Genomic DNA, 15,660 nt, shown 5'->3' on the forward strand with positions numbered 1-15,660 from the left:
AATCAAAATGTCTCATACCCTCCGGAAGGAGGATACAATTAAAACAAATTATAAAGTTGTGCGAGGCTAAGTTTTTGTGCCGGTTTTGATGTAACCTTTTTACCTTCTACTTTGACCTCATAAGTTTCCGGATTGACTTCAATATGAGTGATAACATCGTTATTCTTCATATCTTTTTTGGTGATATTGCGGCAGTTTTTGACCGGGAGAACCACTCTATCAAGCCCTAATTTTTCTTTGATACCTTCTTCATAAGCAGCTTTGGAAACAAAAGTAATGCTTGTATCAAATCTGGCTTTTCCATGATGCCCAAACATTTCACGATATATCACAGGCTCAGGAGTAGGGATAGAAGCATTTGGATCACCCATTCTGGCAGCCACAATCATTCCACCTTTGATAATAATATCAGGTTTTATTCCAAAAAATGCAGGATGCCACATAACAAGGTCAGCAAATTTACCTACTTCTACAGAACCTACATATTCAGAAATTCCATGAGCAATAGCAGGGTTAATAGTATATTTGGCAACATAGCGTTTGATTCTGAAGTTGTCATTCTCACCTGTTTCTTCCTTGAGTTTGCCAAATTCTTTTTTATTTTTGTCCGCAGTTTGCCAAGTTCTTGTGATAACTTCGCCTACACGTCCCATTGCTTGAGAATCTGAACTTGTGATAGAGAATATCCCCATATCATGGAGGGCATCTTCAGCTGCAATGGTCTCCGGACGAATTCTGGAATCTGCAAAAGCGACATCTTCTTTGATCCTTTTATCTAAGTGGTGGCATACCATCAACATATCCATATGCTCATCGGCTGTATTTTTGGTAAAAGGAATGGTTGGGTTTGTAGAAGCAGGGAGGATATTAGGCTCACCGGCAATTTTGATAATATCCGGAGCATGCCCGCCTCCTGCACCTTCTGTGTGGAATGTATGGATTGTTCTTCCACCAATAGCTTTGATAGTATCTTCAACACAACCGGCTTCATTGAGAGTATCTGTATGGATAGCTACTTGCACATCGTATTCTTCAGCAACATTCAAAGCATGGTTGATAACAGAAGGAGTAGAGCCCCAATCTTCGTGAATTTTCAACCCTAAAGCACCGGCTTTTATTTGATCAGCTAAGGCAGCTTCATTAGAGCTGTTGCCCTTACCAAAAAAGCCCAAGTTCATTGTATATTCTTCGGCTGCACGGATCATTTCTTTGAGATTCCATCTGCCCGGAGTACAAGTTGTCGCATTTGTGCCATCAGCAGGACCTGTTCCCCCACCTATCATTGTAGTAATCCCACTATAGAGTGCGGTAGGGATTTGTTGGGGAGAAATAAAGTGAATATGAGTATCAATCCCTCCTGCTGTAATAATCATACCTTCGCCTGCAAGCGCTTCAGTAGCTGCTCCCACAGTCATATTTCCACAAACACCATCTTGCATATCTTTATTGCCTGCTTTGCCAATACCTGCAATTTTTCCATCTTTGATACCAATATCTGCTTTGTAGATACCATTGTAATCAATAATCATTGCGTTGGTAATCACCAAATCAAGCTCATGAGTATCTGCACTCACACTTTGGGCCATCCCATCACGGATAGTTTTTCCTCCGCCAAATTTGATTTCTTCACCATAAGTTGTATAGTCTTTTTCGATTTCTGCAAATAATTCAGTATCTGCTAAACGGACCTTATCGCCTACAGTTGGACCAAACATGGAAGCGTATAGTTTTCTGGATATCTTTGTCATTGTCACTCCTTATTTAGAAAAGCCATTGGCTTTAGCATTTTGTATTGCTTTTTGTTTGTTGTCTTCATTGACTTGAGAATCTGCTAAATTATTAAAGCCAAATACTCGCTTATTCCCGCCTACATCAATAAGAGATATTGTTTTGGTCTCGCCGGGTTCAAATCTCACAGATGTTCCGGAAGGAATATCGAGTCTTTTACCATAAGCTTGTTGTCTATCAAAATCTAAAAGTTTATTTGTTTCAAAGAAATGGAAATGAGATCCTACTTGGACGGCTCTATCCCCTTTATTGGTAACTTTTACTTCAATAGATTTTTTACCTTTATTGATCTCTATATCTTCTTCTTTTAGAATAAATTCACCCGGAGTTAATTTGCCATTGTCTTCAATAGGAGTATGAACGGTTACTAATTTAGTCCCATCAGGGAAACCTGCCTCAATTCCAACCTCATGAATCATGCTTGCTACTCCGTCCATAACGTCATCAGCTTTTAGAATCTTTTTACCTTCACTCATCAAATCAGCTACTGATTTTTTACCTTCTCTGGCTAATTCCATAATTTCAGAACTAATCAAAGCCACTGCTTCAGCATAATTAAGCTTAATGCCCTTTTCTTTTCTCTTCCTGGCTAATTCCCCGGCATAGTGGAGCATTAGCTTATCTAACTCTTTTGGATTGAGTTTCATCTTTTCTCCTTTTTAATATGAAATTTTCTTCTGTGAAGTAGTTTTCTTAATAATGATAACTAGATCGCGGAGAAATTTTAATCCCATTTAGTTAATAGCTGTTCAAATCTTGACATAAAATTCATAATTTGATCAATTTTTGTTCAAGATAATATTAAAAATAAAATCATAATACTTTAAGGGTTTCCGGACTTCAAAATAACTCCTTCTAATGTCTATTGACTAATAAAACTTTATATAATAAGACTAAATAATATTAATATAATTGATATAAATATTTTGAATTGTGGCATTTATCTGCTATAATTGCCGGAAATTTTATCCATAAGGAGCTTCAAATGAGCAAAAAACATACCTTTCAAACTGAAATTAACCAACTTCTGGATCTCATGATCCATTCGCTTTATTCTCATAAAGAGATCTTCTTGCGAGAATTGATCTCAAATGCTTCAGATGCCCTAGATAAGCTTAATTATCTAACTTTAACAGATGAGAAACTCAAAGATTTAAATTTTGATCCTCGCATTGAGCTTAGCTTTGATGAGAAAAAAAAGACTCTTAGTATCGAAGACAATGGGATTGGGATGAATGAAAAAGAATTGACAGATAATCTGGGGACTATCGCCAAATCAGGTACAAAAAGTTTTTTGTCCTCTCTGAGTGGGGATAAGAAAAAAGACTCAGCTTTGATCGGGCAATTTGGCGTGGGATTTTATTCAGCTTTTATGGTTGCAGACAAAGTGATTGTTCAGAGCAAGAAAGCAGGGGAAGACAAAGCTTATGCTTGGGTGAGTGACGGAAAGGGTGAATATGAAATTTCTGTTTGCAAAAAGGACACACAAGGCACGCAAATCACCCTTTATCTCAAAGAAGAAGATGCTAATTTTGCAAGCAAATGGGAGATAGAAAATATTGTTAAAAAATATTCTGAGCATATCCCCTTCCCTATTTACCTCAACTACACCCAAACCAATTTTGAGGGCGAAGGAGAGGATAAAAAAGAAATCAAAGAAGATAAAAAAGACCGGATCAACACAGCTAAAGCCATTTGGAAAGTGAGTAAAAATGATCTCAAGGATGATGATTATAAAGAGTTTTACAAAAGCTTTGCCCATGATAATAGCGAACCTATGAAATGGATTCACACCAAAGTTGAGGGGACATTAGAATACAGCACTTTATTTTTCATCCCTCAAGTAGCCCCATTTGATCTTTATCGTGTAGATTATAAATCCGGAGTCAAACTCTATGTAAAACGTGTTTTTATAACTGATGATGATAAAGAATTACTCCCTCAATACTTACGATTTATCAAAGGGGTAATAGATAGTGAAGACTTACCCTTAAATGTCAGTCGAGAAATTCTCCAACAAAATAAAATACTTGCTAATATCCGATCGGCTTCTACAAAAAAAATATTAGGAGAAATACAAAATATCACTCAGGATAAAGAAGCTTATGAAAAATTTTATACTCAATTTGGCAAGGTTCTCAAAGAAGGACTTTATGGGGACTATGAAAATAAAGACAAAATTCTGGAGCTTTTGAGATTCCATACTTCTACTCAAAAAGATATGATTTCTCTGAAAGAATATAAAGAAAAAATGCCCAAAGATCAAAAAAGCATTTATTATATGATAGGTGAAAATTTAGATCTTTTAAGGGCTTCTCCTATTTTGGAAAAATATACTCAAAAAGGTTATGAAGTCTTGTTGATGGCAGATGAAGTAGATGGTTTTGTAATTCCGGGTATTGGCGAATATGACAAAACAGCCCTTAAAGATGCCAATGCAAGCCAAACACTTGAAGAATTGGGCGCTGAAAAAATCAATGAAGAAACTCGGAAATCTTTTGAAAACCTCATCAAATCCTTCAAAGAAGTACTGGGAGAAGAAGTCAAAGACATTACACTTTCTAATTCTCTCAATTCTCCGGTAGCCCTTGTGGGTGAAGAACAAAATCCCATGATGGCAAATTTGATGGCTCAGATGGGTCAAAACTTACCTCCTCAAAAAAAGACAATGGAGCTAAATATCCACCACCCTATTTTGGAAAAACTCAAAGACAACTCAGACAAAGAGTTGCTTGCTAATACAGCGCATCTTCTGTATGATAGCGCGAAACTTTTAGAATCAGGATCTATTCAAAATGCTAAAGATTTTGCTAACAGACTCAATGACATCATCTTAAAAACACTCTAAAATATCTGCTCTTATCCTTAGGGGTAGAGGGCAGATATTAATAGGCGCATAATAAAAGTTAAATCATTTTGATTTTTATGAGCAATGGTATGTTTTGAATACTTCCGTAATATTTTTTGAATGTTAAAATTATCTCTTGTGTTTCATTCCGGTGATATAAAAATTAAGTATTTTTTAGATAAACTCACAGCATAGATAAATTCACACAGCAGGAGATAAATTTTGAAATTTAGTATTTTATTTGGCGGGATGAGCTGGGAGCATGAAATTAGCATTGTAAGCGCTATTTCACTCAAAAAAATACTTCAAGATAAGATTGAGTATTTTATTTTTCTTGAGAGTACTCACCACTTTTTCTTGATTGAAACTCAAAACATGAAATCCGGTTTCTTCTCCTGCGGAGAATATAAAAAATGCAGACAAATAGAAATGAATTTAGGTGGTTTTTATCTCTCTTCATTTTTTGGAAAAAAACCTCTTCATGTAGGTATGCTTCTCAATCTTATTCATGGCGGAGATGGCGAAGATGGCATTTTGGCTTCACTCTTGGATTTTTATAAAATATCCTTTATAGGACCTCGTATAGAAGCTTGTGTGTTGAGTTTCAATAAGCATCTCACTAAAATATATGCCAAAGAAAAAGGAGTAAAAACTCTTCCTTCTAAACTCTTAGGCAAGGATAGTTTGAGAAATATAAAAAGTGATTTTCCCATGATTGCCAAGCCAAACCGATTAGGGAGTTCTATTGGGGTTCATGTGATTGCTTCAGAAGAAGAGCTTGATTATGGGCTTGATTGCGCCTTTGAGTTTGATAATGAAGTTTTGATTGAGCCTTTCATAAAAGGGGTGAAAGAGTATAATCTTGCCGGATGTAAAATAGGCGATAATGAATTTATTTTTTCTATGATTGAAGAGCCTGACAAAAAAGATTTATTGAATTTCGAAAACAAATACCTTGATTTTTCTCGCACTCAACAAGCCATCAAAGCTGATATTTCCGAAGAGCTTGAAGGAAAAATTCAAGAGGCTTTCAAAAAAATTTATACAAACAAATTTGAAGGGGCATTGATTCGTTGTGATTTTTTTGTCATTGAAAATGAGGTTTTTCTAAATGAAATCAATCCCATTCCCGGAAGTATGGCAAACTATCTTTTTGATAATTTTACAGATACACTTGAAAATCTTAGTCTCAACCTTCCCAAAAAAGAATCTATCAAGGTTTCTTATCAATATATAGAAAAAATCCAAAGAGCCAAAGGCAAATAATGGCAAAGCGATTGATTGTCTATAATGGCAATGAATTTGAAATTTCTTATACATTTTCTCATCACCATTGCCAAAAAAATATTGTTTTTTTACATGGCTGGGGAAGCAACAAAGAAGTCATGGAGCTTGCTTTTAGAGATACTTTTAGTGATTACAATCACTTTTATGTGGATATGCCCGGGTTTGGAAACACTCCCAATCATATTGTTATTTCTACACTTGATTATGCAGCCATTATTGACAGCTTTGCTAATTGTGTCGGTATTTTTCCTGATATTATTGTGGGGCATAGTTTTGGAGGAAAAGTAGCGCTTCTTTGCCAATGCCATGAAATTATTCTTTTGAGTTCTGCAGGAATCCCTACCCCCAAGCCTTTGAAAATCAAAGTAAAAATCATGCTGGCTAAAATATTTAAAATCCTAAAAATCAAATCAAATGCTCTCAGAAGCGCAGATGCAAATAATCTCAATGAAGCCATGTATGCAGTATTCAAGAAGGTTGTTGATGAAGATTTTAGTGATATTTATGCAAGTTCTAATAAAAAAGCAACTATTTTTTGGGGAAAAGATGATTTGGCTACTCCCCTAAGTTCAGGGGAAAAAATCGCCAAACTCATGAGGGATAATCGATTTTTTGTTTTGGAAGGGGATCATTATTTTTTCCTCAAACAAGGTAAAATAATTGATGAAAAATATCACCATAAGGAAATAGAATGAAAAAAACTATTCAAATTCAAGTGCGTGGAATAGTCCAACAAGTAGGGTATCGAAATTTTTCCAAACAAAAAGCAGACGAACTTCAAATAACCGGCAGTGCTCAAAACCTGAAAGATGGAAGCGTGGAAATTTATGCTTGTGGAGAAGAAGATAAACTGGAGTGTTTCTTATCTGCCTTAAAAATAGGTCCTCAAAAAGCAAAAGTAGAAGGAATACACTTCCATGTTGTTACCCATAAACAACTAAAAACATTTGAAATCTTACAATAACGGGAATAACAATGAATTGGACAGAAGCAATTGATATAATCTCCAGATGGCTTTTTATATTTTGTATCAGTTATTATCTGATCACAAATTTGCAGTGGTATAACTATAGCCTTTATCGTATCTTTACAAAACACCATAAAAAAAGATGGCATACACTCCATTTTATCCTGCCTGTGTGTGTTTTTTTGATCTGTGGTTTTTATGAAAAAAATATTATTTTCTACCTTTATTTATATTTGATACAAATACCTCTTTTGACCATTTGGGCAACAAAATTAGATAAAAGATTGGTTTTTACCAAACGTGTGATCCGATTTTTTGCGATTTGCTTTGCATTTATGAGCTTCAATGAAGTCCTTACCCTTGTTTATAAAAATTTCAATCAAAGCCTTCACTTTCTCTATCTTTTACCTCTTCCTTTTGGCTATATATTTTCAAAACTCTATGAAAGCCTTCTTATTAATCGCTATAGACAAATGGCAAAAGACAAGCTAACCCTCATGGCATCCTTAAAAATCATAGCCATTACAGGGAGTTTTGGCAAGACAAGTATCAAAAACTTCCTTTATCAGATCCTCCAAGACAAATACAATGTATATGCCACTCCAAGAAGTGTCAATACGTTAAAGGGATTGATGGAAGATATCAACAAAAATATGGATTTTGGCACTGATATTTATATTGCAGAAGCAGGGGCCAGACAAAAAGGAGATATTAAAGAAATTACTTCGTTACTCCAACACCATTATGCTATCATCGGAGAAATTGGAGCCCAACATATTGAATATTTTAAAACCTTTGAAAATATCATCCAAACAAAATTTGAACTTCTGGATTCTAAAAACCTCAAAAAAGCTTTTGTTTATGAAAAAAACACAATTCCCGAGTCTATTCCGGCAGAGAAAAAATCCATGATTGAAACCTTTCCCAATGAACTTAGAAATATCTTGGCTACGCTTGAGGGAACTTCATTTGAAATGAAAATCCAAGATGAGTGGCATTTATTCCAAACAAAAATATTAGGGACATTTAATATTACCAATATCAGTGGGGCTATTTTGGTTGCTCATGCACTCAAAATCCCTATTGCTAATATTCAAAAATGTATTTCACGACTCCAACCCGTGCCCCATCGCCTCAATCTACTCACTGTCAATCAAAAAATTATTATTGACGATAGCTTTAATGGAAATTTAAAAGGTATGCTTGAGGCTATCAGGCTTTCAAGTCTGTATGAAAAACGTAAGATTATCATTACACCCGGACTCGTTGAAAGTGATGAAAGCTCTAATATCACTTTAGCCAAGGCTATTGATGATGTATTTGATATTGCTGTCATCACAGGAGAATTAAATTCAAATCTTTTATCAAAACATATTCAAAACCCACAAAAAATTATTCTCAAAGATAAAACACAACTGGAGAATATCTTAAAAGCAAGCACGCATGAAGGGGATTTGATACTTTTTGCCAATGATGCCCCAAGTTATATTTAGGAGAAAAATATGGATACAATCTACTCTCCATGGCGAAGCCAATACTTTGGAACAAAAAACAAAAACTGCACATTTTGTGATATTAGCCAACATCCGGAACGTGATGAAGAAAATAGAGTTTTTTATCGAGATGAAATTTGTTTTGGTGTGATGAACCGCTACCCTTACATACCGGGTCATTTTATGATTATCCCTCATTTCCATACAGATAGCCCTGAACTTTTACCTCAAGAAGAATGGCTACATATCCATAAGCTTTCCCAAAAATCTATCCCACTTTTGTATGAATATGGAGCTAGCGGGATCAATATAGGTATGAATATCAAACAAGCCGGTGGAGCAGGCATACCCGAACATATCCATTTACACATCTTACCTCGATATATTGGGGATACAAACTTTTTTACCACAGTTGCCCAAGCAAGAACTTATGGGGTAGATTTTGATTGTGTCTATCGCAAAATCAAAGAATTAGCAAAAAAACATTTCAAGATATAGACAAGGAGCAGGTATGAAAAAAATTGGTTTATTTTGTATTTTTTGTATTTTTATTTCAAGTGTTTATGCAAATAAATATGACTACCTTCTTTTTAGCAATAATTACACGCAAGTAAGGAAGGGGATTGATCTGGGCGCTGATGTGAATGGACGGCTTCGAGGCAGCACTCCTTTATATGATGCTGCACGCAAAAATAATGTAGATATTTTGTATCTTCTTATCAATAGAGGAGCCAAAGTCAATGCCCTCAGCCATGGAGAAACAGCCCTGCACAAAATAGTCCAATTTGGAAATTTAAAATTCGCACAAATTCTTCTGAAAGAAGGGGCAGATCCTAATATCAAAGATAGTATTCGAGGGGATACACCCTTGCATTATGCAGTAGCCAAACACGATAGAAATATGATTGCACTTTTGATGAAATATGGCGCGGATATGTATATCCAAAATAACAATGGAGACACCCCTGCACGCTATATACTCTCCAAAGTCAATGTCCCTTCTATGAGGGTTAATAATGATGATATTATGCTCACTTCAAATGCTTTTAACGTTGCTCAAGGATCTGTAAATTTCAATATTGCTAATCTCACAAGGAATTTCATCACCATTACTTATGCTGCTCTTTATATCAATGGGGATCTTATTTCAGAAACCAAACTCAACAGGACATTGCCCCCCCAAGCTTCAAGCAATATAGGTAATTTACCTATTACCAAAGATGCCTATAAAAGTTTATCTCTCAAACGCTCCGGAAGTGTAAATATTAAGTATGGTTTTGCCATAGAATACAGTATTAACGGAAGTGGTAAAAGTATGTATAAAACAACTAGAGTGGATATGCAAATGTGGTAATTCCAAAATAATTTTTATAGACTTGCTCTAAAAATATGGATTTATATTAACACATTTATATTATAATAATAAATATTATATTTAAAAACGGAGAATTGAAATGAAAAAAATTTTATTAGGACTTACTTTTATAAGCATATTCGGTTATTCCCTCTCTGCCCTTACTCTTGATAGCGCAAGCACTAAAATATATTTTGTTGGCTATAAATTGAACAACAAAACAAAAGTTCCCGGTGTTATCCAAGATGCTAAGTTTAGTTTCGCGACTACAAATGGGAGTATTGCTCAAATCATGGACAAAGCAAAAGCAGATGCAAGTTTTACCAATAAAAGCACCAAAGACAAGATGAGGGATAATAACATCAAAAGAACTTTTGAAGCCAAACTAAAAGATCCAAAAATCCATGCAGAGGTTACAAAAATTACCGGTGATGACAGCGCCGGAACTATCAATGCAAAAATTACTTTCAATGGCGTTACTAAAGAAGTGCCTTTAAAATATACACTCGCTGATGGAAAATTTAAAGCAAGCGGCACTATTGACATGTCTAAAGACTTCGATCTCAATAACTCTTATATCGCACTCTCTACAGATAAACAAATTGCTGCTCTTCATGGTAAGAAAACTTGGACAGAAGTCGAAGTTGGTATAGAAGCAGATATTAAATAGAAATAAATAATTGATTTTCTTGAAAGTCTATTCAATAGACTTTCAAAATAAATGGTCTTATCACTCTAAAAGATCCTGGAAATCCGGATTCTACAGAATTTGGCATTATCAAAAATCCCAAAAAACTCAAATTCAAGCAAGCAGAAGCTGCCATGTTACCAAAAATCTTGGATGGTATTCTTTGAAAATACCTTTCTTATTACCCTAAAACTCTAAAAATTATAAACAACGATCTCATATCCTCCCTATAGTTTATTTTAATAACTTTATCAACTTCTTTCATAAAAAACGCCCTTCAAAAATTGACAAAAATTAACTTTTGTGGCTTCTTATAAAATATGCTCTATTTATAGAATATTTATTGATAAATCAAAAAATCTATTTTTTAATCTAAATTTACAAATTTAAAAATAAATATTGAGTATATTTGTAACATTATATTATAATTTTCAAAAATATTATTTAAATACATATCGTGTTTATAAAAAATTGAGTAGAATTCGCATTTATTCAGAGTTTTATTTCTCATAAGGAGGCATCCATTATTACTCTAAAAAGCATTACAAAAACTTATCCAAATGGATTTTGTGCTATTAAAACACTTGATTTGGAAGTCAAAGCCGGAGATATTATGGGGATCATTGGCTATTCAGGAGCGGGGAAATCCACGCTTATTCGCATTATCAATCGTCTAGAAGAGCCAAGTAGCGGAGAAATCATTATAGATAAAACCAATATTTTGTCTCTCAAGCCAAAAGAATTACAAAAAACACGTCAAAAAATAGGGATGATTTTTCAGCATTTCAACCTTTTGAGTTCTCGTGATGTATTTGGAAATATTGCCTTCGCACTTGAAATAGCCCATTGGGAAAAGCAAAAGATTTCTGCAAGGGTTGATGAACTTCTGGATCTTGTAGGGTTAAAAGAAAAAGCGCATTTTTATCCAAGTCAGTTAAGTGGGGGGCAAAAACAAAGGGTAGCCATTGCAAGGGCGTTAGCCAATCACCCTAAGATTTTACTCTGCGATGAAGCAACAAGCGCCCTGGATACCAAAACAACAAAATCAATTCTGGAGCTTTTGAGAAATATTCAAAAAAAATTCAATCTCACCATTGTGCTTATCACTCATCAAATAGAGGTTGTCAAAGAAATTTGCAATCAAATGTGTGTGATGAGCAATGGAGAGATTATTGAACGGGGTGTAGTTCATGAAGTCTTTGGAAATCCTCAGCATGAAGTTACCAAGGAGCTTATTTCTTATCTCCCTCCCGGTGATAATGAGCACATTCTCTCCCATCTCAAAGACAAAACCCATGTATATAAAATTATCTTTACCGGAGAGAATGCCAATGAACCTCTTATTTCAGATGTTATCAAACGCTTTGGTATTGATGCTAATATCCTTTCAGGAAATATTGAAGAGCTTGCGACCCAAAATGTAGGGCATCTTGTTATCAAATTTGATGGGGAAGAGAATAAAATTACTGATTGTATTGCTTATCTCAAACAAAAGGGAGTAACCATTCAAAAAATAGGAGATAATCAATGATTTTTGATATGATTTATAACTCTACGCTAGAGACCATTTATATGGTATTTTTTTCTTGTATTTTTTCAGTAATATTCGGATTGCCTTTAGGGGTTTTTTTATGTATTACAAAAAAGGACTCTATCCTCCCCATGCCCACACTCAATAAAATTTTAGGGGCGATTGTCAATACAGCGAGATCTTTCCCTTTTATTATCCTTATTATTTTATTGCTCCCTTTATCTCGACTGGTTATTGGGACAAGTATTGGGAGTACAGCAGCCATTATTCCTTTGTCTATTTCTGCTATCCCTTTTGTTGCCAGGCTTTTTGAAGGGGCTTTGGCAGAAGTCGATAAAGGTCTTATTGAGGCAACCCTTAGCATGGGGGCTAACAAATTTATTATTGTCAAAATGATGATTGCAGAAAGTCTCCCTTCCCTCAGTAATGCCATCATTATTACTACTATCTCACTCATTGGATATTCTGCGATGGCAGGAGCAGTTGGAGCAGGCGGACTGGGGGATTTGGCTATTCGGATTGGGTATCAAACTTATCGCCCTGATGTCTTGTTTTATTCTGTTATTACTATTATTGTGTTTGTGCAGATTATTCAAACAAGTGGCGATTTGATCCTGAAAAGATTACGAAAAAATAAATAAAGGAAAAAACAATGAAACAAATAAAACGATACAAAATTATTCTATTGAGCGCTATTTTAAGTACTTTGGCTTTTGGCGGGGATTTAAAGGTGGGAGCTACTCCGGTGCCCGCAGCTGAAATTTTGGAATTTGCTAAACCAATCCTGGCAAAACAAGGAGTGAATCTTATTATCCAAAGTTTTACAGATTATGTTACCCCTGATATTTCACTCAATGAGGGATCTAGTGATGCCAACCTTTATCAACACAAACCATTTTTAGAAAAGATGAATAAAGATAGAGGTTTTAAATTAGCAGCTATCCATCCAATTTATGTCGTGCCATTAGGATTTTATTCTAAAAAAGCAAAATCAATCAATGAGCTTAAAAATGGCGCTGTTATTGCATTGCCTAATGATCCTACCAACTATTCAAGAGCTTTGATTCTTTTAAATGACAATGGTCTTATCACTCTAAAAGATCCCAAAAATCTGGATTCTACAGAATTTGATATTATCAAAAATCCCAAAAAACTCAAATTCAAGCAAGTAGAAGCTGCCATGTTGCCAAAAATTTTGGATGGTGTTGATGGAGCAGTTATCAATGCTAATTATGCCCTTCAAGCAGGGATGAGCATCAAGGAATCCTTTTTTCACGAAAATGATAAATCTATCTATACTAATGTTCTTGCTACGAGAGAAAATAACAAAAATAACCCGGATATTAACAAACTCACAAAAGTTCTTTTAAGCCCTGAAATGAAACAATTTATTTTACAAAAATATAAGGGTGAAATTATCCCGGCTTTTTAAGATATGATACTTTAAAATTTAAACCTAAGGAGAAAAAATGAAAAAAATGATTAGTTTTTTGCTGGTTATAGCTACATTCCATATTCTTTCTGCAGAAGTTATTAAGGTCGGTGCTACGCCCATTCCACAAGCACAAATTTTGAGATTTGTGATCCCTGCCCTCAAAAAAGAAGGCATAGATTTAAAAGTCATTGAATTTACTGATTATGTAACTCCGAATCTAGCGCTTGCAGATAAATCTTTAGATGCAAATTTCATGCAACACAAACCCTATCTGGACAAGATAAACAAAGATAGAAATTTGCATCTCATAGGGATTGCCAAAATTCATGTTGAGCCGCTAGGATTTTATTCTAAAAAAATAAGATCAATCAATGAACTTAAAAATGGCGCCAGTATTGGTATCCCCAATGATCCTAGCAATGAGGGGCGAGCATTAATTTTGTTACATGATAAAGGGCTTATCACTCTAAAAGATCCCAAAAATCTCTATGCAAATGAGTTTGATATTATCAAAAATCCCAAAAACTTAAAAATCAAACCTCTGGATGCTGCCATGTTGGGAAAATCTCTTCATGATCTGGATGGAGCTATCATTAATGGAAATTATGCCCTTCAAGCCGGGCTTAAAACCAAAGATGCTATTTTTACAGAAGGGATTGAGTCCCCTTATGCCAATATTTTGGTGGTTAGAGAAGGAGATGAAAACAGACCTGCTATTATCAAGTTAAAAAATGCCTTACAAACCAAAGAAGTAAAAAAATTTATCCTGGATACCTATCAAGGTGAAATTATCCCGGCTTTTTAGGAAATTTTATGGAAATTAAGTTTCTTGATCTAAGCCAAGAATATGCGCATTTAAAATCTGAAATTGATTGTATTATGGATGAGATTTTACAATCAAGCTCCTTTATTGGGGGAAAATACCTTCAAGAATTTGAAACTAATTTTGCTCATTTTATGCAAGCCCGAGGTTGTGTTGGGGTGGGGAATGGGACAGACGCACTGGAAATTGCCATCAAGGCTTTAAATTTAGAGCCAAATAGTGAGATTATTTTACCTGCGAATTCTTTTATTGCTTCGGCTGAAGCAATCCTCAATAACGGGCATCAAGCCGTATTTGTTGATTGTAAAGAAGATTATTTGATTGATCCTTTGTGTATCCAAAATGCGCTTACTAAAAAAACAGCTGCTATTATGCCTGTGCATCTGTATGGAAAAGCTTGCGATATGGAAACAATTATCCAAATAGCCCAAACACATCATCTCAAGATTATCGAAGATTGTTCGCAAGCCCATGGAGCAAAGGCGATTGTATGTGGAGAAGAGAAAAGCATAGGAAGTATTGGAGATGTAGGATGCTTTAGCTTTTACCCAAGTAAAAATCTCGGCGCATATGGAGATGGGGGCGCTATCATTAGCAATGATTTAGGATTGCTTGAGACTTGCTTTGAAATCGCTAATCATGGTATAAAAAATCACGATAAATACAACCATCACCTCATCGGTAGAAATTCAAGACTGGATGCCCTCCAAGCAGGAATTCTAAATATCAAACTCAAATATTTAAAAGCTTCAAATACCTATCGGCAACAACTTGCCAAAATCTATCATGAAAATCTCAGTATATTTAAAAATATTCTCCCTCCTTCTTTGGAGGGCTTTGAAGATAATAGCGTATGGCATTTGTATGTTATTAGAATGGTAGGTTCATGGGAAGGAAAAAGAGAAGCAATGATAAGACACCTCAAACAAAACAATATAGCTTGTGGGATTCATTATCCTTCTGATTTGGGAAGTCTGGATATAATCACAACTCATTGTAATTGTAAGGTCATCTCAAATAAAAATGCCAAAAAATATGCCAAAGAAATTCTAAGTCTCCCTATTGGCAATCACATCAGCCAAAAAGAAATTCAATTGATTTGCCAAAAAATTCAAGAGTTTGAAACCTCATGCAACTTTTAATATAAAAATACTCCATTATGCTAAAAACTATTTTCTAAAAAGTCTCACTAAAATAAATATTTCTTATGATTAATTAGTATCAAAATAATTCATTTTGAATCTTAAGCTTTTTGCCGGTATTCTTAATGTAAAAGATATTTATGTTATTTGAAGCCATCAAATTAAGAAAATCCAAAAATTTTCTTAATTTGGGCTCTCATAAAATCAAAGCAAGAAGATTTTTAGAAATTCATTTTAAGCGTGCTTAAAATGATAATCAAGAAATAAACTAAAATAAAAATAATTGCAGCTTATTGGAATTGCT

At 34.6% G+C, this 15,660-nt stretch carries 15 protein-coding genes and 1 pseudogene; 14 read left to right on the top strand and 2 right to left on the bottom strand.

The window, feature by feature from the left end; translation table 11 throughout:
- Nucleotides 1-38: 38 nt before the first annotated feature.
- Nucleotides 39-1,748: an urease subunit beta gene (ureB, locus tag BKH45_RS00985; protein ID WP_095273601.1), complete on the bottom strand. Its 1,710-nt coding sequence runs from the start codon at nt 1,746-1,748 to the stop codon at nt 39-41.
- Between the two features lie 9 nt (nt 1,749-1,757).
- Nucleotides 1,758-2,435, bottom strand: a complete 678-nt coding sequence (gene ureA / locus BKH45_RS00990; RefSeq protein ID WP_095273602.1) for an urease subunit alpha — start codon at nt 2,433-2,435, stop codon at nt 1,758-1,760.
- Between the two features lie 338 nt (nt 2,436-2,773).
- On the opposite strand from ureA, the gene htpG reads away from it, so the two are divergent.
- The 14 genes and pseudogenes from htpG to BKH45_RS01060 all read left to right on the top strand — a co-directional run bounded on the left by htpG (nt 2,774) and on the right by BKH45_RS01060 (nt 15,356).
- Complete coding sequence (gene htpG, locus BKH45_RS00995; RefSeq protein ID WP_095273603.1) at nt 2,774-4,636, top strand: molecular chaperone HtpG; 1,863 nt, start codon at nt 2,774-2,776, stop codon at nt 4,634-4,636.
- A gap of 222 nt (nt 4,637-4,858) precedes the next feature.
- Nucleotides 4,859-5,902, top strand: coding sequence for a D-alanine--D-alanine ligase (locus tag BKH45_RS01000; RefSeq protein WP_095273604.1), 1,044 nt, complete (start codon nt 4,859-4,861; stop codon nt 5,900-5,902).
- Complete coding sequence (locus BKH45_RS01005) at nt 5,902-6,618, top strand: alpha/beta hydrolase (RefSeq protein WP_095273605.1); 717 nt, start codon at nt 5,902-5,904, stop codon at nt 6,616-6,618. The genes BKH45_RS01000 and BKH45_RS01005 overlap by 1 nt, the downstream gene beginning before the upstream one ends.
- Entirely contained in the window at nt 6,615-6,887 is a 273-nt protein-coding gene (locus BKH45_RS01010; RefSeq protein WP_095273606.1) for an acylphosphatase, read from the top strand. The genes BKH45_RS01005 and BKH45_RS01010 overlap by 4 nt, the downstream gene beginning before the upstream one ends.
- A gap of 11 nt (nt 6,888-6,898) precedes the next feature.
- Nucleotides 6,899-8,383, top strand: a complete 1,485-nt coding sequence (murF, locus tag BKH45_RS01015; protein WP_095273607.1) for a UDP-N-acetylmuramoyl-tripeptide--D-alanyl-D-alanine ligase — start codon at nt 6,899-6,901, stop codon at nt 8,381-8,383.
- A gap of 9 nt (nt 8,384-8,392) precedes the next feature.
- On the top strand, nt 8,393-8,881 hold the full coding sequence (locus BKH45_RS01020) for an HIT domain-containing protein (protein ID WP_095273608.1): 489 nt from the start codon (nt 8,393-8,395) through the stop codon (nt 8,879-8,881).
- Nucleotides 8,882-8,894: 13 nt separating this feature from the next.
- A complete protein-coding gene (locus BKH45_RS01025; protein ID WP_095273609.1) occupies nt 8,895-9,737 on the top strand; it encodes an ankyrin repeat domain-containing protein in 843 nt (280 codons plus the stop codon).
- A 100-nt stretch (nt 9,738-9,837) separates the two neighbouring features.
- Nucleotides 9,838-10,407 carry a YceI family protein gene (locus tag BKH45_RS01030; protein ID WP_095273610.1) on the top strand — a complete coding sequence of 190 codons (570 nt, stop codon included), beginning with the start codon at nt 9,838-9,840 and terminating at the stop codon, nt 10,405-10,407.
- A 53-nt stretch (nt 10,408-10,460) separates the two neighbouring features.
- A pseudogene (locus BKH45_RS01035) lies at nt 10,461-10,577 on the top strand (MetQ/NlpA family ABC transporter substrate-binding protein); the annotation flags it as partial.
- Nucleotides 10,578-10,948: 371 nt separating this feature from the next.
- Nucleotides 10,949-11,956: a methionine ABC transporter ATP-binding protein gene (locus BKH45_RS01040; protein WP_095273611.1), complete on the top strand. Its 1,008-nt coding sequence runs from the start codon at nt 10,949-10,951 to the stop codon at nt 11,954-11,956.
- Nucleotides 11,953-12,597, top strand: a complete 645-nt coding sequence (locus BKH45_RS01045; protein WP_095273612.1) for a methionine ABC transporter permease — start codon at nt 11,953-11,955, stop codon at nt 12,595-12,597. The genes BKH45_RS01040 and BKH45_RS01045 overlap by 4 nt, the downstream gene beginning before the upstream one ends.
- An 11-nt stretch (nt 12,598-12,608) precedes the next feature.
- Entirely contained in the window at nt 12,609-13,388 is a 780-nt protein-coding gene (locus BKH45_RS01050; protein ID WP_095273613.1) for a MetQ/NlpA family ABC transporter substrate-binding protein, read from the top strand.
- A gap of 37 nt (nt 13,389-13,425) precedes the next feature.
- Complete coding sequence (locus BKH45_RS01055; protein WP_095273614.1) at nt 13,426-14,196, top strand: MetQ/NlpA family ABC transporter substrate-binding protein; 771 nt, start codon at nt 13,426-13,428, stop codon at nt 14,194-14,196.
- A gap of 8 nt (nt 14,197-14,204) precedes the next feature.
- Nucleotides 14,205-15,356 carry a DegT/DnrJ/EryC1/StrS family aminotransferase gene (locus BKH45_RS01060; RefSeq protein WP_095273615.1) on the top strand — a complete coding sequence of 384 codons (1,152 nt, stop codon included), beginning with the start codon at nt 14,205-14,207 and terminating at the stop codon, nt 15,354-15,356.
- Nucleotides 15,357-15,660 lie beyond the last annotated feature (304 nt).

The sequence above is a fragment of the Helicobacter sp. 11S03491-1 genome, assembly GCF_002272835.1.
Lineage (GTDB): Bacteria > Campylobacterota > Campylobacteria > Campylobacterales > Helicobacteraceae > Helicobacter_J.